This is a genomic window from Maribacter huludaoensis, assembly GCF_029350945.1.
GTDB lineage: Bacteria > Bacteroidota > Bacteroidia > Flavobacteriales > Flavobacteriaceae > Maribacter > Maribacter huludaoensis.
Genome location: NZ_JARKMS010000003.1, coordinates 108,818 through 131,609, shown reverse-complemented (window position 1 = coordinate 131,609; position 22,792 = coordinate 108,818). Strand labels below are relative to the sequence as shown.

Sequence of the window (22,792 nt, the reverse complement as noted above, 5' to 3'; positions counted from 1 at the left end):
ATATTTTTATACATATTTAGAACTTTAGTATGAAAAATATTGTGGTATTGACCGGAGCCGGTATTTCTGCCGAAAGCGGATTAAAAACTTTTAGAGATTCCAACGGTTTATGGGAAGGCCATGATGTCATGGAAGTTGCTACGCCAGAAGGATTTCAAAAAAATCCGGAATTGGTATTAGAATTTTACAATCAAAGAAGAAGACAATTACTTACCGTTGAACCCAATGCGGCACACAAGGCTTTAGTTGATTTAGAAGCAAATTTTAATGTTCATATCATCACCCAAAATGTAGATGATTTACATGAACGTGCAGGCAGCTCTCAAGTACTTCATTTACATGGAGAATTATTAAAAGCTAGAAGTATAAATTCTACTACAGAAATCTTAGATCAAAAGAATGATATTTTATTGGGCGACACCTGTAAAAGCGGGCATCAACTAAGACCACACATTGTATGGTTTGGCGAAGCCGTACCGCTATTAGAAGATGCAATTTCAATTACTGAAAAAGCAGATTTTTTAATTATTATTGGAACATCTATGCAAGTATACCCTGCTGCAAGTTTAATTGATTTTGTTGATAGTGCTACTCCAATATATATTATAGATCCCAAACCCGCCATCTCAAAATCCCATAAAAACAATTTAACCATTATAGCTAAAACTGCAGTAGAAGGAACTCCTAATTTGGTTGCTTCCCTAATTGGTAAATAATTCTAGTTTGTCTAACCCATTCTACCAAATTGACTACTTCGTTGGGGGTAAGCTCTGTATCTTTATGAAACAGTGTATACTGAGACAATGGCATTTTACCATCAACCACTTCTTCTTCTATTTCCGCTAACATTTGATCTTTCTTATCCAAAGAATAATTTTGCCACTCAGAAAAGTTTAGGTGTTCTTTTCCTTCTTTAACATGGTCTGCCAGCAAATATGAAATAGGCGCTATATTATTGTACCACGGGTATTTTGTATTATTACTATGGCAATCGTAACAAGAAGTTTCAAAAAGATTTTTAAGCTCCGGTGTAGGGTTGGTTTGGGTTATAAAGGCCGATGTATGATTGCCAGCGGCAGTATTTTTTGTAGGACTGAAAAATTGCATGGCTATAAATACAACGACAACTACTAGGCCAATTTTTTTTATTAATTTCATATTTGGGGGAAATGAGAAATAAAGATACAATTTTATGACAAAGGAAGCACTTAAGGAAGCACTGAAATATGTTGGTGCCTCAAGAGAAAACCGTGCTAAAATGGCATCTAAAATTGAAGAAAACGCAAAGTCAGTCTCAATTCTCATTGAAATAATAAAAGAAGATATAGAGCCCATATCATGCAAAGCCGCCTGGTTGTTAGAATATATTGCCAAAAAAGATTTACAGCTGATTTATTTGAACATGAATTCTTTTTTAGAAATTTTAAAATATATTACGTTAGAATCCTCTATACGCCCCGTATCAAAAATTTGTCAACTTTTAGCCATAAACGAATTTCCTAAAAAAGGGAAAACATCGCCAAAGACCTTATCTGACAATCAGCTGAATATCATCACGGAATCTGCTTTCGATTGGCTTATAGGCAATCATAAGGTAGCACCCAAAGCATATTCAATGACTACCCTGCTTTTGATCGGAAGAAGCATAAAGTGGATTCACCCAGAACTGGAGCAAATTTTAAAACAAAGTTATGAAAACGGTAGCGCCGCCTACAAGGCACGTGCAATAATGACCTTGAAGGTATTAGAGAAATAACCGAACTTGTTCAATACTTACATCAATTGTTCATTAAATGCCTCTATTTGACCATAACTTAAGGCTGAATAGGTTTTAAACTTTAATACGATTAGGTATATTTGCCGCTTATTAATTTAACCATTGACTATGTCTCTTAACGCATTAAATGCCATTTCACCAATAGATGGTCGTTACAGCTCTAAAACCAAATCATTAAGCGCTTATTTCTCTGAAGAAGCACTAATTAAATATAGAGTAAGAGTAGAAATAGAATACTTTATAGCGCTTTGCGAAGTACAATTGCCACAACTTTCTTCTTTTGATTCATCTAAATTTGATGCATTAAGAAAAATATATACTGATTTCTCTACTACAGATGCCCAAGAAATAAAGGATATAGAGAAAATCACCAATCATGATGTTAAGGCAGTTGAGTATTTTATAAAAAAGGCATTTGACGCATTGGACATTTCTGAATATAAGGAATTTATTCATTTTGGATTAACTTCCCAGGACATTAACAATACCGCTATTCCGCTTTCTATCAAAGAAGCTATGAATGACGTTTATGTACCGCAATATTTTGAATTACTAGAGAAACTAGACGTGTTGACCTTGGAATGGTCAGAAATACCAATGTTGGCAAGAACACATGGTCAACCAGCTTCACCTACTCGCTTAGGTAAAGAAGTTTTGGTTTTTGTTGCGCGTTTAAAAGAACAATTCAATTTGTTGAACGATATACCTAGCGCAGCTAAATTTGGTGGTGCAACAGGTAACTTCAATGCCCATTTAGTAGCCTACCCATCTATAGATTGGAAAGCTTTTGGACAGAAATTCGTTCAAGAAAAGTTAGGGTTGCACCATTCATATCCAACTACGCAGATAGAACATTATGATCATTTAGCGGCATTATTTGATGGTCTAAAACGTATTAATACAATTATTTTAGATCTTGATCGCGATTTTTGGACGTATGTTTCCATGGACTACTTCAAACAAAAAATTAAAGCCGGAGAAGTTGGTTCTTCTGCAATGCCACATAAGGTCAACCCAATAGATTTTGAAAACTCTGAAGGTAACCTAGGTATAGCAAATGCTATATTTGAGCACTTATCATCCAAGCTACCAGTTTCTAGACTGCAAAGAGATTTAACAGACAGTACCGTACTTAGAAATGTTGGTGTTCCTTTTGCACACACCATTATTGCTTATCAATCTACCCTTAAAGGTCTAAACAAATTACTTTTGAACAAGGAGAAGTTTGAGCAAGATCTAGAGAACAATTGGGCTGTAGTAGCAGAAGCTATTCAAACAATTTTAAGACGTGAAAGTTATCCAAACCCATATGAGGCCTTAAAAGGACTTACACGTACAAACGAAAAAATAAATAAGGATTCTATTGCTAATTTTATTGATACACTAGAAGTTTCCGACGAAATAAAGAACGAATTAAAACAAATATCTCCTAGTAATTATACCGGTATTTAAGCCAGTTTTAATGCATTAAAAATTTTCTTTAATTCAAATACTTCATATCGCCCGTTTTGGGCGATATGCGTTTTAGTTTGTGCCTCGCAACGTATATATTACAAGCGAACGTAAAACTAAAATTGTATGCAAACTAATTTCTCAGTTGAAGAATCGGTAAGTAATCTATGGGATAAATTAGATAGCTGGTTAGAGGCCATCGTATTAAAATTACCAAATCTCGCTATGGCGATTTTGGTAATGGTCCTATTTTATTTTCTGGCCAGGGGAATTCGCAAACTCCTTAAAAATACTATTTTAAAAAAAATACATCAAGTTTCTATTCAAGAAATAATTGCTAAAGTAGTTTTTGTATCCATTATTTTAATTGGATTCTTCATTGCCCTAGGTGTTTTGGATTTAGACAAGGTTTTAACCAGCATACTTGCAGGTGCAGGTGTTGTTGGACTTGCCGTTGGCCTGGCATTGCAAGGAACGCTTAGCAACACTTTTGGCGGACTTATACTTTCTTTTATGCCGCAGCTTAAAATCAACGACTATATTACTGCTGACGGAGTTTCTGGCTTTGTAACAGAAATTAGCCTTAGAAATATTATTCTTAAACAGCCGGACAATAACGTTGTGGTAATTCCAAATTCAAAATTTATAGATGGTTCTTTTACCAATTACTCCATGAACAATAGGAATAGAATATTCGTGAATTGTGGCGTGGGGTATGAAAGTGATTTACAAATGGTAGAAGATTTAACCGTAAAGATTATCAATGACAACTTTAAACAGAATAATGACGAGAATGTAGAATTCTTTTTTACTGAATTTGGCGATAGCTCAATTAACTTTATGGTACGTTTTTGGACGGATTGTGTTAATGCAAAACAAGAACATGCCGCAAGGCATAAAGCAATAAAAATCATCAAGAAACACTTTGAGGAACGCGATATCAATATTCCTTTCCCAATCAGAACATTGGACTTCGGAAAAAACAACCTACAGATTGCAAGAGATTAAAAATCTATTAACGAATAAAATTAAAAAAGCCCGCTGAGCAAGTTCAACGGGCTTTTTACTAACTAACTAGACTCTATTTATTAATTTGAACTTCATGAGGATAAGGAATTTCAATTCCTGCACTATCCAACGCTTTCTTAGTTCCTTCTATCGTAGCAAAATATACATCCCAGTAATCTTCTGGCTTACAGAAAGGACGTACTGCCAAGTTTACAGAACTATCTGCCAATTCAGATACGTTTACCGATGGGGCAGGATCCTGCAACACTTGAGGATTTGCCTTTAACATTGCCAATAACACATCTTTTGTTTTTTGCAGATCAGAACCATAATCTACACCAACAGTTGTGTCAACTCTAATTTTACCTTCTGCAGTGTAGTTTACAATGTTACCGTTTGCCATTGCACCATTAGGAACAATTGCCAATTTATTTTCTGGTGTAATTAATTTAGTGGTAAAAATCTCAATCTCCTTAACACTGCCAAGTACACCTTGCGCTTCAATTAAATCTCCAATTTTATATGGCTTAAAAATGATAAGTAAAACTCCACCTGCAAAATTAGATAAAGATCCTTGCAGTGCAAGACCAATTGCCAAACCTGCCGCCGCTATAACTGCTGCAAAACTTGTGGTTTCAACACCTAAGGTTGAAATAACTGTAATAATCAGGAAGATTGTAAGTGCCCACTTCGCTAAATTCAGTAAAAACTTTTTAAGGGATTCATCATAATTTTGCTTGGTCATTCCTTTATTTACGACTCCGATCAATTTCTTGATAATCCATGAACCAACAATGTAAATTAAGATAGCACCTATAACTTTAGGTCCAAATTCTACAACAAAGTCAATCCCTTTGTCAATCCATACTTCTGCGTTTTCCATTTTAAAATTTTGTTTAGGTTGTTTGTATATATTCTCACTTATTATGACACAGATTTTCTTGATTGGTCACATAAAAAAAGAGCTTTACTACAATTTTAAAAACAAAAAAACCCGTTACAATTACGTAACGGGCTGTATTTAAATTAAATAGACCTTTAACTCAACCTTTTATTAAATCTCCAAGTTGTTCCAATCCTTTTCCTTTGTAATCAGATTTTTCTATGGTTTTTATTAATTTCATTAAATGAGCCGGATTCATATTATCCCCTAACACTCTCACTAAAACCAAGCCTTTTTCATCATTGTCCCCATAAATAACAAGTTCATCAATGCTATCATCATCACCTTTTAATTGTATAGTCGCTTTTCCAAAAGGGGTATTCATTTTCATTAACTCACTAAAATCATCACTTTTAAGTATTGATTTAATCGCTTTTTTTTGAACTAAATAATCTGCCTCGTTCTCAGTTTTTTTCTGAAATGCTAGAATGTTTAGCTTTTTTAATGAAGAAGCAGCTTCTTTCTCAGACTCTGTCAAATTTGCACTATCCAAATCTAAAAGACTGGAAGGCAAATCAAAAGACATAAAATTAGGATTCTCTGCATTTGCAATATAATACTGTTGCAAACTCTGTTCTGACGAGCACGATGTAATGGCAAAGCCAATTACCATCATTATTACCCAATACAAATTTTTCATACTATGTTTTTAAAATTAGAAAAAGGTCTCCCAATTAAAGGAAACCTTTATAAATCATTATTACTTTCCTGATGCCTTGTTCAAATCTTTAGGCAAATCCATTTTACTGGTCAGTGTACCTATTTTATTTAAGTCGATATCACCGGTAAGACTCACCAAAACAGTCTCCAACTTTCTTCCGTTGTGCCCTACTTCTACATTTTCCAAACCACTAACAAACATCAATAATTCTGACACGTGGTCTTTCTTTTTACCGTCTTTCACATAAAACTTTACATTGACATCTTCATCCTTAACTCTCATTAACTCTTCTAATTTAGAAGACTTAAGATATTTCTTGACTGTTGAATACATATCTGCAGAGACAGATGAATCTTCTGTCATAAAGACCTTAACGTTTCTTAATCCGCTGGCAACTTCCATAAATTCTTTTGCTTCGGCATCATCACTCATACTACCGAATTTAGAAACTAGATCTATCATTCCTTTGTTTACAATTACCGACCCTACATTATCCATATCTTCATATTTATCGAATACGGATTGTGAAAAACCCAATGTGGGTAAAATTGCCATTAAAAATACTACTGCTACTTTTCTCATGATTGTTGATTTTATGCCGCTACCCTATTAGGTTTTGGCGATTGATGAATTGATTTTAATTTTAAAGAGTGCCTAAAATAAAATAGACTCTATCTTATATATTTAATTACCTTTTTGCGCGGCTTTGCCCAATTGATCGCCACCTGGTAAATCCATTTTTTCGGTCAATTTGGATACCGATCTTAAATTTATATCCCCGGTCAAGGATAACAATACCGTTTCCAATTTCTTACCATTGACATCGATATCCATATCCTTTAAACCGGTTACGAACATCAAAAGTTCTTTTACATGATCACTATCCTTACCTTCTTTAACATAAAATTTCACATTAGAACTACCATCTCTAACCCTCATAAGCTCTTCAAAAGATGAACTTTTAAGTCTGTTCGTTACCCAACTATCCACGTCTTTTGAAATTGCGGCGTCTTCAGTAGTTATTACTTTAAAACTGGTAATAGAGTTAACGAGCTCAAAAAATTCCTTTGCCTCCGGATCGTCTGAACTTACGCTCATTTTACCCAACATTTGAAACATTTTTGGCTGCATGGCAACAAACGTTACCTTATCATTATCCTCATATTTCTCAAATATATCTTGAGCATTAGTGATTACAGGGGCTAACACCAAAAGTGTCAATACTAATATCTTTTTCATTTTAATTATTTTTCGTTAAAAATTTATTCGTTGTTTTTTCAAATTCCTCTAAATGGTTTAATTGTTCTGTACCTTTATTGAAATTCATTGCCAATAAGGCTAATGCCTCTTTTGCAGATGCTATCTCCTCTGGTGTATACTCATCTGCTAAAGTAACCGGAGCCGGTGTTGGTCGATAAAAATATAACCCTACCATAAAGACTGCTATTGCTGCAACGGATACCCATTTCAAATAATTTATTCTAGGTTTTAATGGCACCTGCTTTGTAAAGCGTTCTTCTTTTGCTTTTGTAAAGTAATTGAACAAAGATGCGTGTTGCTCTAAATGAGGAGCAATATCATCCCCTGAAAAATACGTTCTAAGCGTTTCTTCCTCAGCAACCGTTGTAGTTGCTTCAAAATACTTTTCTATTAATTTTTCTATGTTATGCAATTCCATAATTATGCTTTTCCATTAATTTTTCCCTAACGGTTTTTCTAGCTCTTGATAAAGCTACCCGTATGGCCGTAGGTTTCATATCCAATAATTTTTCTATTTCTTCATATTCATACTGTTCAACATCCCTTAATTGTAATACCATTTTTTGTTGTTCAGGTAATTCTTCCATAATTCGTTCTACCCAATTGATGCTATCTTTTGCTTCTAACTGACCTTGAAGAGATGTACTTGCATCCGTATAATTTGTATGTACCAATTTCAAATTACCGGCTTGCTTAGATTTTAACCTATCCAAACAAAAGTTCTTGGTCATGGTCATGGCAAACGCTTCTACATTTTTATAGCTCTCCATCTTATTCTTTTTGGACCACAACTTAATTAATATCTCTTGTGTTGCATCTTCTGCTTCTTCCGTAGACACCAATAATCTTTTGGCCATACGGAACAACTTATCCTTAAATGGTAATACAGTATTTAAAAACTCCGCTTGTTTCATTTTGGTTTGGCTGTTCGTAAACTTTCTTAACGGTTTACAAAAAGAAGACGATACTCAACGATTTTTGTTACAATTAATTTTTATTTAAACGACTTGTAAGTAAATTTAACATCCTTATACTAATTAAATACGTACTTACTTAAATGTTTATTTTCAGTATATTAATGAATGTTCCTTTACTTGAATATTCTTAATTATAAATTATAATTTAAAAAAGCTATGAAAAAATTTTTCTTGTCCCTCCTTTGTTTAGGATTCGTCGTTACATCTTGCAACAATGATGATGACACTATTATTGAAGAAGAAGAAATTGAAACTCCCGAAGAAGAAATCGCAGAAGTTGATATTGAAGTCCAAAACTTTTTTTGGCAAACCTTAAATTTATGGTATTTCTGGCAAGGTGATGTGCCAGATTTGGCTGATGATCGTTTTGATACACAAACGGCCTATGAAGAATATTTAGCTGAAAACGAAGATCCCGAGGCATTTTTAGAGAATAAACTATTAAGCCCAGAAGACAGATTTACTTTTTACAGCGATGATTATACAGATCTAGTCAATAATTCTGCAGGTGTTTCTAAAAGCAATGGACTACAATTTGGTTTGGGGCGTATATCCGATTCTGATGAAGTATTTGGATTTGTAGAATACGTTGTTAAAAATTCCGATGCTTCTACGAAAGATATTAAAAGAGGTGATTTATTTGTTGGGGTAGATGGACAGACATTATATTCCAATAGAGAAAATCCAGAAGACAATAACCTAGACTTACTTTTTGGCGATAACGATACTTACACGCTAAACATGGCCGAAATTGTTGATGGCGGTATCATGACCAGTGCCAAAAAAGTTACTTTGACCAAAACCGAAGGTCTAGAAGAAGATCCTATTCACGTTACCAATGTAATTACTTCTGGTGACAGAAAAATTGGCTATTTAATGTATAATCAGTTTGTTTCTGGTACAGAAGATGAATTGAATGCCGTTTTTGCCGATTTTGTATCTCAAGGTGTAAATGATTTGGTCTTGGATTTAAGGTATAATTTAGGAGGAAGAGGCTCAACTGCTGCAGTTTTAGCTAGTTTAATTAAAGGAACCAATACGTCTGATTTGCTTTTTAAAACTATCTACAACGCTAAAATACAGGCTCAGCTTGACAGTGATTTTACCGATAACTTTTTTGTAAGTACTACAGGTACCAATGATGATAATTCCAATGCCCCATTAAACACCTTAAATTTAAACAGTGTCTACATCATTGCCACAGAAGGATCGGCATCTGCAAGCGAATTGGTCATGGTGGGCTTGGCTCCTTACATGAAGGTTGTGCATATTGGCGGTACAACTGTCGGCAAAAATCAAGGATCGCTCTTATTTGTTGATGACCCAGAGAACGGCAATGTATATAGTCCTGAAAATGTTGAAAACATTAACCCGAACGTACAATGGGGCCTACAACCAATTATAAGTAGAGTTGAGAACAGTGCAGGTTTCTCCGATTACGTAGATGGCTTGGTACCAGATATTGAACTTCCAGAGGATGTAACTAATTTAGGTGTTCTAGGGAATCCTGATGAACCGTTATTTGCAAGAGCTATACAAGAGATTACAGGTGTTAGCGGTAAAACTAGTTTTGAAGTACAATTACCCGCTAACGTAGTTTCAAGTTCTAAACTTCATGACCCACGAAATGCAGTATTGCTATTAAACAATAGTGTACCTACCAATAAAATTCCTTTAGCTGAAAAGAAATAAATTGAAAACATTTCAGTTTCCCTATTTATGAAGAAGATATTAGTATTATTAGTTGCTGCAATTGCGGTCTCGTGTTCTAAAGATGATGATTTATCATTGCCAAACACTGTTAATCCAGATGGTTCAGCAGATGTTGAAGTCCAAGATTTTATGTGGAAGGCCATGAACTTTTGGTATTTCTGGCAAGCAAATGTGGATGATTTGGCAGATGACCGTTTTGAAAACACAGATGAAGGTAGAGCTGAATACACCGCTTTTCTTGATTCTGAGGATGACCCTGCCGCTTTCTTTGAAAATAAACTACAGTTTATTCAAGATAGATTTAGTTTCTATAACGAAGATTACCGTGAGCTAACCAATTCTCTAGCCGGTATTTCTAAGAGTAACGGTTTAGAATTTGGATTGGTACGTTTACAGGACAGTGAGGAACTTTTTGGTTTTGTTCGTTATATTGTACCAAACTCAAATGCTACGCTAGCAGATATTCAACGTGGTGATTTATTTACGGGTGTTGACGGCGAAACTCTTACAACATCAAATTACATAGACTTATTGTTTGGTGAAAACGACACATATACCTTGAATATGGCCGATTTTGTTAATGGTAACATTATACCGAATGATGAAGAAATTACCCTTACCAAAGAAGAGGGGCTGGCAGAGAATCCTGTTTTACTCTCAAAATCTTTTACTATTGGCGGTGAAAACATTGGTTATATAGTGTATAACCAGTTTACCAATGAATATGACGATGACCTATACTCTGCCATAAAAGATTTAAAATCGGCCGGTATAACCAATTTGGTAATGGATCTACGTTATAACCCTGGTGGCTCAGTAAATACTACGCGCTTATTGGCAAGTATGATATACGGTACCAATACCTCTGATCTATTTTTAAGAAAGCGATATAACGATAAACTACAAGAACAATTTAATGATAGTCAGTTAGAGGTATATTTTGCCGATAAGGTAAACGGTGAAACCATTAACTCTTTAGAATTGACCAAACTTTATGTAATTACTTCATCAAGTTCAGCATCTGCGAGCGAGTTATTGATCAACAGTTTAGAGCCGTATATAGATGTTATTCAGATTGGTGATGTAACTAGAGGAAAAAATGAATTCTCAACTACCTTAGTTGATGACCGTGATAATTCATATCTATACACTCCATCTAGGGTAAACAATATAAATCCTGATAATCAATGGGCCATTCAACCTTTAATAGGTAGAAATGAAAATGCCGATGGTTTTTATGATTTTACAAGCGGTTTACAGCCAGATTACGAATTAAAAGAGGATTATAGCAATCTTGGTATTTTAGGCGAAGAAAATGAACCGTTACTGGCGAAAGCGATCGAAGTAATTACCAGTGCTACGGGCAAACGTGATTATACGGTGAAATACCCTATCAATATAATTAGCAGTTCTAAGGAAAATAGTTTGATGAGCGATAAGATGGTGGATGATACCGTTTATGATTTGGAGTTCTAACTTATTTCCATACTTTATTTTGAACATTGGCTTTAAGATTGCGTTTATAGATATAAGATTTCCTGAAGCCAAAAACGATTTAAAAAAAGCTGAACAATGATAACATTGTTCAGCTTTTTTAATTAATATATTTTACAATAATCTGTTATTTAGACTATTGAAAATTGTATGTTTTAATTAGATTTTATCTTGCTGCCGTTTCATTTAAATATATACCTCCTGGAATAATAGAAACTGTTTTAGAAGCCAGTAAGGTATTATCAGATAAATCATAAACTTCCAAAGAACCATTACTGACAAAATCTTTGGCATCTACCCCATAAAGCTTACCATCAATTACAGCCATATCATAAAAACTAAGACCTTCAATTTCTGCTGTTGTAGGCAATACACTTGCTGTAGTATCCATAGCATACACAGACCCACCAAAGTAATAATAAAGTGTAGCTCCATCAATTTCTAAATTACCTGGATGTTCCGTAACTTCATAATTCATTGTTGTTGTTACGGTATTATCCGTAGTATTAATATTATCTATTTGTCCGGCAGTCTCATTTCCGGTCCAAGATGGATTTCCACTTGATAAAACCCAAAGATTTCCACTAGCATCTAGTTGCATAGAATTAGGGCGATCACCAACGGTAATGGTCGTAGTAACCGTATTCGTTGTAGCATCAATTACAGTAACTCCGTTATTTTGATTGAACCCTCCTTGAAGCGCGACATATATGGTATTATCCTTCGCTATAATTTTCTCTGGCCCTTCCGCTACTGAAATAGTAGATTCAACCGTATTTGTTTCTAGGTCGATCACGGCAACATAATCATCATCAGGATTAGAACCGTCTCCCCAATTTGTAACATATCCTTTGCCGTTAGCTATGGCCATATAACGAGGGTTTAAAAAATCTGTCTCGCTTGGCCCTCCAATTGTTGCAACAGATTCAAAAGTATACCGATTTACAACTTCTATCTTCTGGGAACCATTCATTATTATGTAAGCCCTATTTTCATAAAAAGACATACTCTGTGCATTGTCTCCTAATACATCTGCATCATTTACAGTTTTAAAAATATTATTTTCCACTGTCGTTAAATCATCTGAAACAAAAGAAATAGAAGCATTTCCTTGCATAAAATTACCTTCATGAGAAACCAATATCCCATTTTCAAATGGGTAAGAATCATTATCCGTAATTGTTACTATTAAAGAACTATTAGCTCCTATAATATCCTCTTCATTACTAGTAGATGTGATAGTAAAAATTACCTCTTCAGAAGATTCTACCTCTGTATCGTCAATTAAAATTAAACTCTCTTGTACTGATGTTTCCCCTGCCAGTAAAACTACAGAGCCTGATAATGATTGATAGTCCTCCCCTTCTGTGGCTGTTCCTGTTACTTCATAACTAATGGTTACATCCATAGCATTTACGCTTGTAGTACTTATGGTTATTCCTACTGTTCCATCTCCCTCATCATAGCTATCTTCTGTTGTAGCTATAGCTAATGTTCCTGGTGTTGGCATATCATCATCATCACTACAAGATGTAAGTATAAATGAGGCGAAAGCCGCTGTTAACATAAAGTGTTTCAATTTCATTTTTAAAAATTTAGTATTAATTGTGTTTGTATATTTCTGTTGGGCATAGGACGTAATGCTACGTTTTCGTAATATGTATTAAACACATTGTTAATAGTAACTCCTATGGTATATTTTAAATCTTTTTTCAATATATCTGCTGTATAAGTCGCACCAAAATTAGCTACTTGATATTCTTTCAATTCACCTCCAACAATAGATACAGGACCATTAAACAAATGCTGGTAAAACAAATTTAAGTCCGCTATTCTATATTCCAATGAACCGTTTGCCGTATGGAATGGCACATAAATTAACTGTTCATTAATACTCTTATCTTCTGAGACGGTATAGGCATAATTTGTCTTAATGCCTAGTTCTTGGTTTTTACCTAAAGAATAATTTGCTTCTATTTTGGTCTCCGCTCCGTAAATTTCAACATCATCTATATTTATCGGGGACCAAAACCCTTCATTACCGGGCAACCATTTGATCATGTCTTTTGTTGAAATATAATACCCGTTGTATTGCATGGAGACAGCGCCAATTTTTAGAATATTTCCAAAATCTAATTGGTATGATTTTTCAGGAACAAGCTCTAAATTTCCACCAGGTTGCCAGTACAAATCATTGAAGGTGGGAGTCCTAAAGTTTTTTGATGCATTTATCTTTACCTGGTAATTGTCCGTAAGACTATAACTACCATCGAACGAAAAAACCAACGGACTCGAGAAATCTGAAGAAAAGTCTTGCCTAACACTCAAATTGTAAGCTATTTTAGATGAAATAATATGTTTTAATAGGGCTGTTGCAGAAAAATCATCCCTTTTTGGATTTCCAAAACTATCTCCCACGCCTTTGTAATTATTATATTCCAGAAAAGAGTTAAGTCTAAAAAATTTGGAAAGCTTATAATCCATAGAATATCTTGCTAAAAAATTAGACACCTTCCCAAAGGAATAAACAGCTGCATCTTTATTCTCAAAATATTTATACTCTTCTTGCAAGTAGGCCAGTTTTATTTTAGATATTGCTTTTGTTCCAAAACGCTCCCACTCTACCTGAGTTCTATACTGGTTATCTTTATACTTACTTCTACCTAAAACCACCAAGTTTCCCGACAAATTTCTATCACCAATAAAAGTTTGATGGTATAACTTCAGTATCTGATTTTCAGAAAGAACATAACCTATATTCCAATTTAAGTTTAGATTATTAAACTCGCCATTCTTATTTTCCTCACCGGTGTTTAAATACTTATAGTTATTATCAGATGCATAATAATTAATCCCTAAACTGTACGATAACAATCGGCTACCATAACTCTGATTGAAATTTATTTTTTTAGTTTTATAACTTCCATAACCAATAGATACCTGATTGTCAAAGTGTTCTTTAAATAGTAAATCATTATTTAAATGAATACTACCTCCTATAGCTCCTGAGCCATATTGCACACTTCCACCACCACTACGAACACTTATAGAGTTATAGTTAAATGGGTTAATAGTATTAAAATCTACTTGTCCGTTTAATTGTGAATTTATATTTATACCGTTCCATATAACTGCGGTATGAGACGCATTGGTTCCTCTAAAGGCAGGAGAAGAAACCATGCCAAATCCATTCTCTTTGAAATAAATGTTAGAATTAAATGCCAGTAACGTAGTAAGAAATCCGTTAGCGCGTTGTATAATACTATCTTGTATTACAGTTACTTTATACCCCTCGGCATACTGTTTAATTCTACTATCGGACACCACAACTTCATCCAACTTTAAAATGGAATCTCGTTGTGCATACCCAACTGTAGCACAAAATACTAGTACTATTGAAATTAATTTTTTCATCACTACAACGACTTTTTACCCGAAAGTCCATCGAATCTATATTTAGAATATGGCAGGTCTCCTGACTTACGTACTACTATTCACCTTCCCATTAAACTAATAACAGTGGCATTGAAGAAATAGCAGCCATCTTTAAAACAAAGACTAAGCTTACAGTTGCGGGAACAGCTCTAGATTTTCACTAGATTCCCTTTTAATTTCATTACAAAAAGTAATGAAAACCAAAATTCAAGGCGAAAGTAAACATTTAGTTTAATCTTTCTTAGTAAACTTTTATAATACTACTTTTGAAAAATAGACGAACTACGAATATGTTAGAACGCTTTTTTTTTATTAGTTGCTTTATTTTGTTCTGCGGATGCAAACAGGAGAAAAAAGAAGCATTTCCCAGTCAAACCACGGTTAATAGGACATCTATACAATATGCGAATGGTTTTGAAATTCAAAATCAAAGCAACGGTATTACAATTATCAAAGTCTTAAAACCTTGGGCAAATGCAGAAACTACCTATACCTATGCCTTGGTACCAAAAGCAATCCAAGCTACAATTACTTTAAACAAAAATGAATATGACGCTATAATTTCAACGCCTGTTGAACATATTGTGGTGACCTCAACTACCCACATTCCCGCACTAGAAGAATTAGGAGTTTTAAACCAACTTATTGGCTTTCCAGATACCAAGTACATTTCTTCTACGGCAACAAGAAAATTAATAGATGCCGGAAAAATTAAAGAATTAGGTGTCAATGAAAGTCTAAATACCGAAGCTGTCCTGGCATTGCAACCAGATTTAATCTTTGGCTTTGCCATAAACGGTGGCAATAGCACTTATGAAACCATACAACGCGCTAATATACCCGTAGTTTATAATGGTGATTGGGTTGAAGAAACACCTTTAGGAAAAGCGGAATGGATTAAATTCTTTGCTCCTTTTTTTAACAAGACCCAAGAGGCAGATGCTATCTTTAATGATATTGAAACATCCTATCTAGAAGCCAAAAAACTAGCTGCAGGAGCAAAAAACAAACCTACCGTTGTTAGTGGCGCCATGTACAATGATGTTTGGTACTTGCCGGGAGGCAAAAGCTGGGCAGCGAATTTTCTAAAAGATGCCAATGCACAGTATTTATGGAATTCTACCGATGAAAACGGAAGTCTTTCCCTAAGTTGGGAAAGTGTGCTAGATGTTGGGCAACATGCCGAGTATTGGATAGGTCCTGCCCAATTTTCCACATATAAAGAAATGGAAGTTTCTAGTCAGCACTATTCACAATTTGATGCTTTTAAGAACAAAAAAGTATTTACCACGGGCAATACCAAGGGCGAAACCGGTGGTACCCTATATTACGAATTAGGCCCACAAAGACCAGATCTTGTGTTAAAAGATTTAATCCATATTTTACACCCTGGGTTCTTACCTAACTATATACCTTACTTTTTTAAACCATTGCTTTAATTGCCAAAACAATCTACATATAACTTATACTTCATAGCCTTACTGGTAGTTTTGCTTATATGCTTTGTTATCAACATTTGCTTGGGCTCCGTAAATATTTCATTTTTTAAAACCTTTAAAGCATTATTTGGAACAGCTACAGAGGATGCCTCTTACTATATCATTTGGGAATATAGATTACCAAAAGCAATGACAACTATAATGGTCGGTGGCGGACTGTCGCTTAGCGGACTACTAATGCAAACGCTATTCAGAAACCCTTTAGCAGGACCGTATGTACTTGGTATTAGTTCTGGCGCCAGTTTAGGCGCTGCGCTCTTAATTATGGGTACTTCATTATTTTCGGGCGCATTCACTCTTTCTACTTTCAATGATATCACATTAGCTATAGCATCAAGTCTTGGTTCTTTTTTGGTGCTATCACTAGTTCTTGTGGTTGCAGCGAAGGTAAAAGACACCATGGCCCTATTGATTATAGGGCTCATGTTTGGCAGTATTACCGCTGCTATTGTTAGTGTACTTTCTTATTTCTCTAAAGCTGAAAAGCTGCAACAGTACATTTTTTGGTCTTTTGGTAGCTTAGGTAATCTATCTTGGGTACAATTACTCATAGTTGCGCTATGTACTATAACAGGAATTTTTCTAAGCATCATATCCATTAAACCTTTAAACGCTTTTTTACTTGGTGAAAATTATGCTAAGAGTTTAGGTATAGGTCTACAAAAATCACGGTATCTTATTATAGTTGCTACTGGGCTACTTGCTGGATCTATAACCGCATTTGCCGGTCCTATAGCCTTTATTGGCTTAGCTGTACCACACATTACCAAACAACTGTTTCATACCACAGATCATAAAGTTCAAATACCCGCTGTACTTTGCTGTGGCGCTATTTTAATGTTGATATGTGATACTATTGCGCAATTGCCCGGATCAGTTAGTGTTTTACCTATAAATGCGATTACTAGTATTTTTGGAGCTCCGGTAGTAATTTGGCTACTGGTTCGTAAAAGAAAAATGATATTCTAATTTTAAACTGACATCATCACTAAAAGCACATCACATAGCACCCTTTCCATCAACAAGCTGTCCGTCGGGTATGACGACAAAGTTGTTGTCTCCAATATTTCTTTTAAATTAAAGAAGGGAGAACTTGCGGCTATTGTTGGTATCAACGGAATAGGAAAATCTACATTGCTACGCACCTTAGGTAATTTTCAACCTAAATTTTCCGGTACTATAGCAGTTGAAGGAAAAGAACTTTCAACTTATAACGAACTACAAATAGCATCTAAAATCAGTGTGGTGTTAACTGAGCCTATCGCTTCTAAAAACCTTTCAGTTTATGAATTGTTGGCTTTAGGTAGACAACCCTATACCAATTGGTTAGGCAAATTAGCCAAGAAAGATATATCTATTATTAACAATAGCATTTCACTCTTAGAGTTAGAACCGTTTTTAGATAAAAAGTGTTTTCATCTGAGTGATGGTCAATTACAACGTGTACTTATTGCAAGGGCCTTAATTCAAGATACGGATATTATATTATTAGATGAACCAACCACTCACTTGGATCTCTACCACAAGGTTCAAATATTAAAGCTACTGAAAACAATTGCCCATAAAACCCACAAAGTCATCTTATTTACCAGTCACGAAATTGAGCTTGCTATCCAGTTATGTGATAAAATGTTGATTTTAGACGGAAAAGAGAACGCATTTAATGAACCATGTGCATTAATTGAAAATAAAAAATTTGATTCTCTCTTCCCTACAGACACAATTTCCTTTGACCCTAATACCGGCTCTTTTAAAATCAAGAAATAGGTTTTTCAACATTTATAAGAAATTAAAGTTGGTATGTTAATTAAAAACAGACCAGCTCTTTTAAACTTTATTGAGCAATCAAGTATCTTTACCAGATTACTTTAGCATAAGAATGAACGAAATCTATATTTACTTAATCATTGCTGTCCTATGTATTGCCATCGGATATTTTTTGGGTAACTATATTCAGCTTCTTAAAACAAAATCCCGTCAAAGCACTTTAGAGGAGAGAGAGCAACAAATGCTCAATAATCTTTCTGTTTTTCAGGACAGATTAAAGCATAGTGAGATACAAAAGGAACAGTTACAGTCAGAAAAAGAACGGCTAGGCAATCAAATTGTGCGTTATCAATCTGATATAGAAAATTTACAGAGTAAGAATAGAGAGCAGAAAGAGGAAGTTGAAAAGCTTCAAGAAAAATTTACAAAGGAATTTGAAAATCTTGCCAATAAAATATTGGAAGAAAAGAGCTTAAAATTTACGGAACGTAATGAAAAGAATATCAAAAATATTCTTACTCCCTTAAATGAAAAAATACTCCTGTTTGAAAAGAAGGTAGAGGAAAGTCAGAAAGAAAACATCAGCATACATTCCGCATTAAAAGAACAGTTGCTCAATCTACAGACCCAAAACATCAAAATTACACAAGAAGCCGAAAACTTGACCAAAGCCTTGAAAGGAGATAGCAAAACGCAAGGTAATTGGGGAGAATTGGTATTGGAACGCGTATTAGAAAAATCAGGTTTAGAGAAAGACCGTGAATATACAGTACAAAAAAGTTTTACTCGTGAAGATGGTAGCCGCGTGTTACCAGATGTCATCATCAACCTACCGGACGGTAAGAAAATGGTGGTAGATTCTAAAGTATCCTTAACCGATTATGAGCGTTATGTAAATGCCGAAGATGAACTTAGAGAGAAGTTTTTGAAAGACCATATCAATTCCCTTAGAAGACACGTTGATCAATTATCCGCCAAGAAATATGAGGATTTATATGAAATGGAGAGTCCAGATTTTGTACTGATGTTCGTCCCCATTGAACCTGCATTCGCTATTGCTATAAATCAAGATAGTTCTTTATATAATAAAGCTTTTGAGCAAAATATTATTATTGTTACTCCTTCAACACTTCTTGCTACCTTGCGCACAATCGATAGTATGTGGAATAATGAGAAGCAGCAACGAAATGCTATTGAAATTGCACGGCAGGCAGGTGCACTTTATGATAAATTTGAAGGATTTGTCAATGACTTAATGAAAGTAGGCAAGAAAATGGATGATGCAAAAGATGAATACCGTGGTGCCATGAACAAATTGGTCAACGGTAGAGGCAATATCATTACTAGTATAGAAAAGCTTAAAAAAATGGGTGCTAAAGCTAAAAAATCCATTCCAGATTCGCTTATTAACAGAGCGTTTGAAGATGACGATTTTGAAGAAGAACCTAAATTGAAATTGTAATTATAACCATTAACTATATTAAAATTAAATACATGAAAAAGATAGTATCATTACTTTTATTAAGCGTAGTCATTATTGGTGCGCTGTATTACGCCTTTATATATTTTGTTACTTTTAGTGAAGGCGTTAGATCTGGAGAACTTATTAAAATTAGCCGTAAAGGGGTGATAGCAAAAACTTGGGAAGGTGAAATTAGCCAAGGTATTTCAGGTGCTCAAATATTCTCTTTTTCAGTATTGGACAAAGACAAAGATGTTATTGAAAAATTACAGGAATATCAAGGCCAATACGTTAAAGTAAGTTATGTAGAACGTTATGCGACCTTCTTTTGGCTGGGCGATACCAAATATTTTGTTACCGAGGTACATGCCGAAAAATCTCCGCATTTTAGAAATTAAAAAAGAGACCAGAAGACTATGAAAAAATTTAAAAGCGTTAAAGAGTCAAGGGTTTCTATTACAGAGTTGATGCTACCTTCCCACTCTAATTTTGGAGGAAAAGTACATGGTGGATACATATTGAACCTAATGGATCAAATTGCCTTTGCCTGTGCCTCAAAACACTCTCAGCAGTACTGCGTTACCGCATCCGTAAACCGTGTAAACTTTTTAAACCCTATAGAAGTTGGCGAATTAGTGACCTTAAAGGCTAGTATAAACTATACCGGCAGAACATCTATGGTAGTAGGTGTTCGTGTAGAATCAGAGAATATTACCTCAGGCACCAAAAAGCATTGTAACTCGTCTTACTTTACCATGGTAGCCAAGGGAACAGATGGTAAAAATGTTCCCGTACCAGGTTTAATAATTTCCGATGATCAAGGTATTAGAAGATTTGCCCGTAGCAAATACAGAAAATTAGAAGCTCAAGAAAGAGACACTAAATTTGAATCTAAATCTTTTAATTCCAAAGAATACATTCAGGAATTGAAATCTGAAAATATTAAGATCGATATGAAGTAAGAAGCTTTGCCGCGGCGGCATCTAAAAACCAGACCAGGTCTTTTGTTTTAGGTGCTACGTGACTTGCAGGATATTCTAAATACCCTTCTTCCCTATCCACAATTATCTTCACTTTTTTCGCCTTACTTTCCCCAGTTACCAAGAAGGCAACGGTTTTAGCATTATTGATGATTCTACCCGTAAGAGAAACTCTGCGTTGACCCGATTCCGGGTGAATAGCCACCTCGCAATTATCCGGTGAAACCCATAGATTAATTTCATGAGGAAAAATAGAAGCAGTATGACCATCATCTCCCATACCAAGAATAACCAAATCGAATTGTGGCAGGTCCAATTCTTTTGGCAACTCTTTCTCCAATAACTCCCCGTAACGTTTCGCTTCGTCCTTTGGGTCGTTTTCTCCTTTAATTCTATGAATATTAGCTTCTGGTATATCTACTTTAGAAATAAGATGTTCTACCGTCATTTTATAATTACTCTCACTATCGGTAGGCGCTACACATCTTTCATCTCCCCAGTATAAATGAATATTCTTCCAATCTACATTATCGGCAAATTGTTCTGCAAGAACATCGAATACTATTTTAGGTGTACTACCACCGGACAGGGCTATATGAAAAGGTTTCTGTGTACCTGATTTTTCGATCAAATACTTAGAAAATTCTTCGGCAACCTTTACTTTATTTTGATATACTTTCAATTCCATTTTTAATACACGCTTTAATTAATCTTATAACCAATTAGCAAATTACGCAGTAGCCCGATTCATCTGCCAAATTCTCGCTAGGATTTCTCCATTCGCCAACACCTTCAATTAACTCATTGGCATTTTCAGGACCCCAAACTCCGGCCGCATAACCGTACATTTTTACATCCTTTCCATCTTTCCAGTAATCTAAAATTGGATCCACAAAAGCCCAGGCAGCCTCAACTTCATCCGCTCTTGCATATAAAGTAGCATCTCCTTGCATCGCATCTAACAAAAGACGCTCATAAGCTTCCATAACATGTGTTTCGGTTAAACTGGAATAATAGAAATCCATATTCGCACGTTCTACCTCAAACCCTTGCCCCGGTACTTTAACACCGAACTTTATTAGAATACCTTCATCTGGTTGAATACGTATTACCAACTTGTTGTCCTTGTTACTAATACCAGATTCCTTAAAAATTTGATGATGCGGAGTTTTAAAATGTATAACTACCTCTGTTACCTTTGTAGGCATACGTTTGGCCGTTCTTACGTAAAAGGGAACATCTGCCCAACGCCAGTTATCCACAAAGAATTTCACCGCCGCAAAGGTTTCTGTAGTTGAGTTTTTATCAACCCCTTCTTCTTCTCTGTAGCCCTTTACTTCTTGTCCGTCTATTTTAGAGGACACGTATTGTGCCCTGATCGTATTTTCAAAAAGTGTTTTCTCGTCGTTCATGATCCTGAGCGACTTTAATGCCTTCAGCTTCTCATTACGAATTTCTTCTGCATCTGCACTCAACGGTGGCTCCATTACGATCAACGCTACTATCTGCAATAAATGACTCTGAAACATATCTCTTAATGCCCCAGATTTATCGTAATATCCTCCTCTTTTTTCTACACCTACACTTTCGGCATTCGTAATTTCTACATGGTGAATATAATTTCTGTTCCAAAGTGGCTCAAAAATGCTATTGGCAAAACGTGTTACCAATAAATTCTGAACAGTTTCCTTACCAAGGTAATGGTCAATTCTAAATATCTGGCCTTCTTTAAAATAGGTATGCAAACCGTCATTTAATTCCTTTGCCGATTCTAAACTGTACCCAAAAGGTTTTTCTACTATAATTCTTCTCCAACCCTCTGTTTCATCATTTAGACCTTGGTCAGATAAATTTTTTGCTATTGGTTCATATAAGCTTGGTGGCGTAGACAAATAGAACATATGATTGCCTTCCGTACCATATTTCTGATCAAGATCAGAAATGCGCTTTTCCAAACGCTCATATGATATATCATAATCAGAACCCAAATCTTCGTAAAAGAGCTTATCTGCAAATTTTTGAATATAATCTGCATCAAATTCCTCACGCTCCTGTTCTAAATAAGGGCTTTCTAAAACTACCTTGTTCCTAAATTTTAAATCGCCAAGATCACTTCTACTTACACCCAGTACCACAAAATTATCAGGTAAGTCATTTCCCTTATATAAATTGAATATTGCAGGTATAAGTTTTCTTGCCGTTAAATCTCCAGATGCCCCAAAGATTATGAGCATTTGATTTTCTGTCTTTTTCATTTTAGGTAGATATTCTTTATTCTTCAAATATCTTAAAAAGTAAGCCATTATTGGGCGTTATTAAGATACAATTTGGATTTAAAGTCAATATTTTAAATTATTTTTGATT

23 protein-coding genes and 1 riboswitch are annotated in these 22,792 nt (G+C 34.9%); of the genes, 12 read left to right on the top strand and 11 right to left on the bottom strand.

Annotated features, from left to right (window positions below; genetic code table 11):
• Window positions 1-29: 29 nt before the first annotated feature.
• Window positions 30-716: an SIR2 family NAD-dependent protein deacylase gene (locus tag PXC01_RS10450; RefSeq protein ID WP_276472245.1), complete on the top strand. Its 687-nt coding sequence runs from the start codon at window positions 30-32 to the stop codon at window positions 714-716.
• On the opposite strand, the gene PXC01_RS10445 is transcribed toward PXC01_RS10450, so the two are convergent.
• A complete protein-coding gene (locus tag PXC01_RS10445) occupies window positions 685-1,158 on the bottom strand; it encodes a heme-binding domain-containing protein (RefSeq protein ID WP_276472244.1) in 474 nt (157 codons plus the stop codon). The two genes, PXC01_RS10450 and PXC01_RS10445, sit on opposite strands and share 32 nt — an antisense overlap.
• Window positions 1,159-1,192: 34 nt before the next feature.
• Between PXC01_RS10445 and PXC01_RS10440 the strand changes: the two genes are divergently transcribed.
• From PXC01_RS10440 to PXC01_RS10430, 3 genes are all read left to right on the top strand, one after another.
• Window positions 1,193-1,756, top strand: coding sequence for an adenylosuccinate lyase (locus PXC01_RS10440; protein WP_276472243.1), 564 nt, complete (start codon window positions 1,193-1,195; stop codon window positions 1,754-1,756).
• Window positions 1,757-1,885: 129 nt separating this feature from the next.
• Window positions 1,886-3,229 (top strand): adenylosuccinate lyase, encoded by a 1,344-nt coding sequence (gene purB, locus PXC01_RS10435; RefSeq protein WP_276472242.1) that lies wholly within the window; start codon window positions 1,886-1,888, stop codon window positions 3,227-3,229.
• 126 nt (window positions 3,230-3,355) lie between these two features.
• Entirely contained in the window at window positions 3,356-4,237 is an 882-nt protein-coding gene (locus tag PXC01_RS10430) for a mechanosensitive ion channel family protein (protein ID WP_276472241.1), read from the top strand.
• Between the two features lie 73 nt (window positions 4,238-4,310).
• Here PXC01_RS10430 and PXC01_RS10425 read toward each other — a convergent pair whose 3' ends face one another.
• The 6 genes from PXC01_RS10425 to PXC01_RS10400 form a co-directional block, all read right to left on the bottom strand.
• A complete protein-coding gene (locus PXC01_RS10425) occupies window positions 4,311-5,120 on the bottom strand; it encodes a mechanosensitive ion channel family protein (protein WP_276472240.1) in 810 nt (269 codons plus the stop codon).
• Window positions 5,121-5,280: 160 nt separating this feature from the next.
• Window positions 5,281-5,820 (bottom strand): DUF4252 domain-containing protein, encoded by a 540-nt coding sequence (locus PXC01_RS10420; protein ID WP_276472239.1) that lies wholly within the window; start codon window positions 5,818-5,820, stop codon window positions 5,281-5,283.
• Between the two features lie 60 nt (window positions 5,821-5,880).
• A complete protein-coding gene (locus tag PXC01_RS10415) occupies window positions 5,881-6,423 on the bottom strand; it encodes a DUF4252 domain-containing protein (RefSeq protein WP_276472238.1) in 543 nt (180 codons plus the stop codon).
• A gap of 102 nt (window positions 6,424-6,525) precedes the next feature.
• Complete coding sequence (locus tag PXC01_RS10410; protein WP_276472237.1) at window positions 6,526-7,080, bottom strand: DUF4252 domain-containing protein; 555 nt, start codon at window positions 7,078-7,080, stop codon at window positions 6,526-6,528.
• 1 nt (window position 7,081) lies between these two features.
• Window positions 7,082-7,519 carry a hypothetical protein gene (locus PXC01_RS10405; RefSeq protein ID WP_276472236.1) on the bottom strand — a complete coding sequence of 146 codons (438 nt, stop codon included), beginning with the start codon at window positions 7,517-7,519 and terminating at the stop codon, window positions 7,082-7,084.
• Entirely contained in the window at window positions 7,506-8,015 is a 510-nt protein-coding gene (locus PXC01_RS10400; RefSeq protein WP_276472235.1) for an RNA polymerase sigma factor, read from the bottom strand. The genes PXC01_RS10405 and PXC01_RS10400 overlap by 14 nt, the downstream gene beginning before the upstream one ends.
• Before the next feature lie 219 nt (window positions 8,016-8,234).
• Between PXC01_RS10400 and PXC01_RS10395 the strand changes: the two genes are divergently transcribed.
• Together PXC01_RS10395 and PXC01_RS10390 are read left to right on the top strand one after the other, a co-directional pair.
• A complete protein-coding gene (locus PXC01_RS10395; protein WP_276472234.1) occupies window positions 8,235-9,770 on the top strand; it encodes a S41 family peptidase in 1,536 nt (511 codons plus the stop codon).
• A 27-nt stretch (window positions 9,771-9,797) separates the two neighbouring features.
• Window positions 9,798-11,267: a S41 family peptidase gene (locus PXC01_RS10390; protein ID WP_276472233.1), complete on the top strand. Its 1,470-nt coding sequence runs from the start codon at window positions 9,798-9,800 to the stop codon at window positions 11,265-11,267.
• A 184-nt stretch (window positions 11,268-11,451) separates the two neighbouring features.
• Here PXC01_RS10390 and PXC01_RS10385 read toward each other — a convergent pair whose 3' ends face one another.
• Complete coding sequence (locus tag PXC01_RS10385; RefSeq protein ID WP_276472232.1) at window positions 11,452-12,870, bottom strand: DUF5074 domain-containing protein; 1,419 nt, start codon at window positions 12,868-12,870, stop codon at window positions 11,452-11,454.
• 2 nt (window positions 12,871-12,872) lie between these two features.
• Window positions 12,873-14,699, bottom strand: coding sequence for a TonB-dependent receptor plug domain-containing protein (locus PXC01_RS10380; protein ID WP_276472231.1), 1,827 nt, complete (start codon window positions 14,697-14,699; stop codon window positions 12,873-12,875).
• Window positions 14,700-14,733: 34 nt separating this feature from the next.
• Window positions 14,734-14,940, bottom strand: a riboswitch (cobalamin riboswitch).
• Window positions 14,941-14,986: 46 nt separating this feature from the next.
• On the opposite strand from PXC01_RS10380, the gene PXC01_RS10375 reads away from it, so the two are divergent.
• The 6 genes from PXC01_RS10375 to PXC01_RS10350 all read left to right on the top strand — a co-directional run bounded on the left by PXC01_RS10375 (window position 14,987) and on the right by PXC01_RS10350 (window position 20,410).
• The gene (locus PXC01_RS10375; RefSeq protein WP_276472230.1) at window positions 14,987-16,159 is read left to right on the top strand and encodes an ABC transporter substrate-binding protein; all 1,173 of its coding nucleotides are present in this window, start codon (window positions 14,987-14,989) and stop codon (window positions 16,157-16,159) included.
• On the top strand, window positions 16,160-17,188 hold the full coding sequence (locus PXC01_RS10370) for a FecCD family ABC transporter permease (RefSeq protein ID WP_276472229.1): 1,029 nt from the start codon (window positions 16,160-16,162) through the stop codon (window positions 17,186-17,188).
• Between the two features lie 12 nt (window positions 17,189-17,200).
• Window positions 17,201-17,986: an ABC transporter ATP-binding protein gene (locus tag PXC01_RS10365; protein ID WP_420828589.1), complete on the top strand. Its 786-nt coding sequence runs from the start codon at window positions 17,201-17,203 to the stop codon at window positions 17,984-17,986.
• A 112-nt stretch (window positions 17,987-18,098) separates the two neighbouring features.
• Complete coding sequence (locus PXC01_RS10360) at window positions 18,099-19,448, top strand: DNA recombination protein RmuC (protein WP_276472590.1); 1,350 nt, start codon at window positions 18,099-18,101, stop codon at window positions 19,446-19,448.
• Window positions 19,449-19,480: 32 nt separating this feature from the next.
• Complete coding sequence (locus tag PXC01_RS10355; RefSeq protein ID WP_276472228.1) at window positions 19,481-19,846, top strand: 6-phosphogluconate dehydrogenase; 366 nt, start codon at window positions 19,481-19,483, stop codon at window positions 19,844-19,846.
• 18 nt (window positions 19,847-19,864) lie between these two features.
• Window positions 19,865-20,410 (top strand): acyl-CoA thioesterase, encoded by a 546-nt coding sequence (locus tag PXC01_RS10350; protein ID WP_276472227.1) that lies wholly within the window; start codon window positions 19,865-19,867, stop codon window positions 20,408-20,410.
• Here the strand turns inward: PXC01_RS10350 and pgl are convergent.
• Both pgl and zwf read right to left on the bottom strand, forming a co-directional pair.
• Window positions 20,391-21,116 carry a 6-phosphogluconolactonase gene (gene pgl / locus PXC01_RS10345; protein WP_276472226.1) on the bottom strand — a complete coding sequence of 242 codons (726 nt, stop codon included), beginning with the start codon at window positions 21,114-21,116 and terminating at the stop codon, window positions 20,391-20,393. The genes PXC01_RS10350 and pgl overlap by 20 nt on opposite strands.
• Before the next feature lie 34 nt (window positions 21,117-21,150).
• On the bottom strand, window positions 21,151-22,683 hold the full coding sequence (gene zwf / locus PXC01_RS10340) for a glucose-6-phosphate dehydrogenase (protein ID WP_276472225.1): 1,533 nt from the start codon (window positions 22,681-22,683) through the stop codon (window positions 21,151-21,153).
• Window positions 22,684-22,792 lie beyond the last annotated feature (109 nt).

Coding starts and splice junctions, on each gene's coding strand:
- PXC01_RS10450 (WP_276472245.1), top strand. CDS start 30: ATGAAAAATATTGTGGTATTGACCGGAGCCGGTATTTCTGCCGAAAGC.
- PXC01_RS10445 (WP_276472244.1), bottom strand. CDS start 1,158: ATGAAATTAATAAAAAAAATTGGCCTAGTAGTTGTCGTTGTATTTATA.
- PXC01_RS10440 (WP_276472243.1), top strand. CDS start 1,193: ATGACAAAGGAAGCACTTAAGGAAGCACTGAAATATGTTGGTGCCTCA.
- purB (WP_276472242.1), top strand. CDS start 1,886: ATGTCTCTTAACGCATTAAATGCCATTTCACCAATAGATGGTCGTTAC.
- PXC01_RS10430 (WP_276472241.1), top strand. CDS start 3,356: ATGCAAACTAATTTCTCAGTTGAAGAATCGGTAAGTAATCTATGGGAT.
- PXC01_RS10425 (WP_276472240.1), bottom strand. CDS start 5,120: ATGGAAAACGCAGAAGTATGGATTGACAAAGGGATTGACTTTGTTGTA.
- PXC01_RS10420 (WP_276472239.1), bottom strand. CDS start 5,820: ATGAAAAATTTGTATTGGGTAATAATGATGGTAATTGGCTTTGCCATT.
- PXC01_RS10415 (WP_276472238.1), bottom strand. CDS start 6,423: ATGAGAAAAGTAGCAGTAGTATTTTTAATGGCAATTTTACCCACATTG.
- PXC01_RS10410 (WP_276472237.1), bottom strand. CDS start 7,080: ATGAAAAAGATATTAGTATTGACACTTTTGGTGTTAGCCCCTGTAATC.
- PXC01_RS10405 (WP_276472236.1), bottom strand. CDS start 7,519: ATGGAATTGCATAACATAGAAAAATTAATAGAAAAGTATTTTGAAGCA.
- PXC01_RS10400 (WP_276472235.1), bottom strand. CDS start 8,015: ATGAAACAAGCGGAGTTTTTAAATACTGTATTACCATTTAAGGATAAG.
- PXC01_RS10395 (WP_276472234.1), top strand. CDS start 8,235: ATGAAAAAATTTTTCTTGTCCCTCCTTTGTTTAGGATTCGTCGTTACA.
- PXC01_RS10390 (WP_276472233.1), top strand. CDS start 9,798: ATGAAGAAGATATTAGTATTATTAGTTGCTGCAATTGCGGTCTCGTGT.
- PXC01_RS10385 (WP_276472232.1), bottom strand. CDS start 12,870: ATGAAATTGAAACACTTTATGTTAACAGCGGCTTTCGCCTCATTTATA.
- PXC01_RS10380 (WP_276472231.1), bottom strand. CDS start 14,699: ATGAAAAAATTAATTTCAATAGTACTAGTATTTTGTGCTACAGTTGGG.
- PXC01_RS10360 (WP_276472590.1), top strand. CDS start 18,099: ATGAACGAAATCTATATTTACTTAATCATTGCTGTCCTATGTATTGCC.
- PXC01_RS10355 (WP_276472228.1), top strand. CDS start 19,481: ATGAAAAAGATAGTATCATTACTTTTATTAAGCGTAGTCATTATTGGT.
- PXC01_RS10350 (WP_276472227.1), top strand. CDS start 19,865: ATGAAAAAATTTAAAAGCGTTAAAGAGTCAAGGGTTTCTATTACAGAG.
- pgl (WP_276472226.1), bottom strand. CDS start 21,116: ATGGAATTGAAAGTATATCAAAATAAAGTAAAGGTTGCCGAAGAATTT.
- zwf (WP_276472225.1), bottom strand. CDS start 22,683: ATGAAAAAGACAGAAAATCAAATGCTCATAATCTTTGGGGCATCTGGA.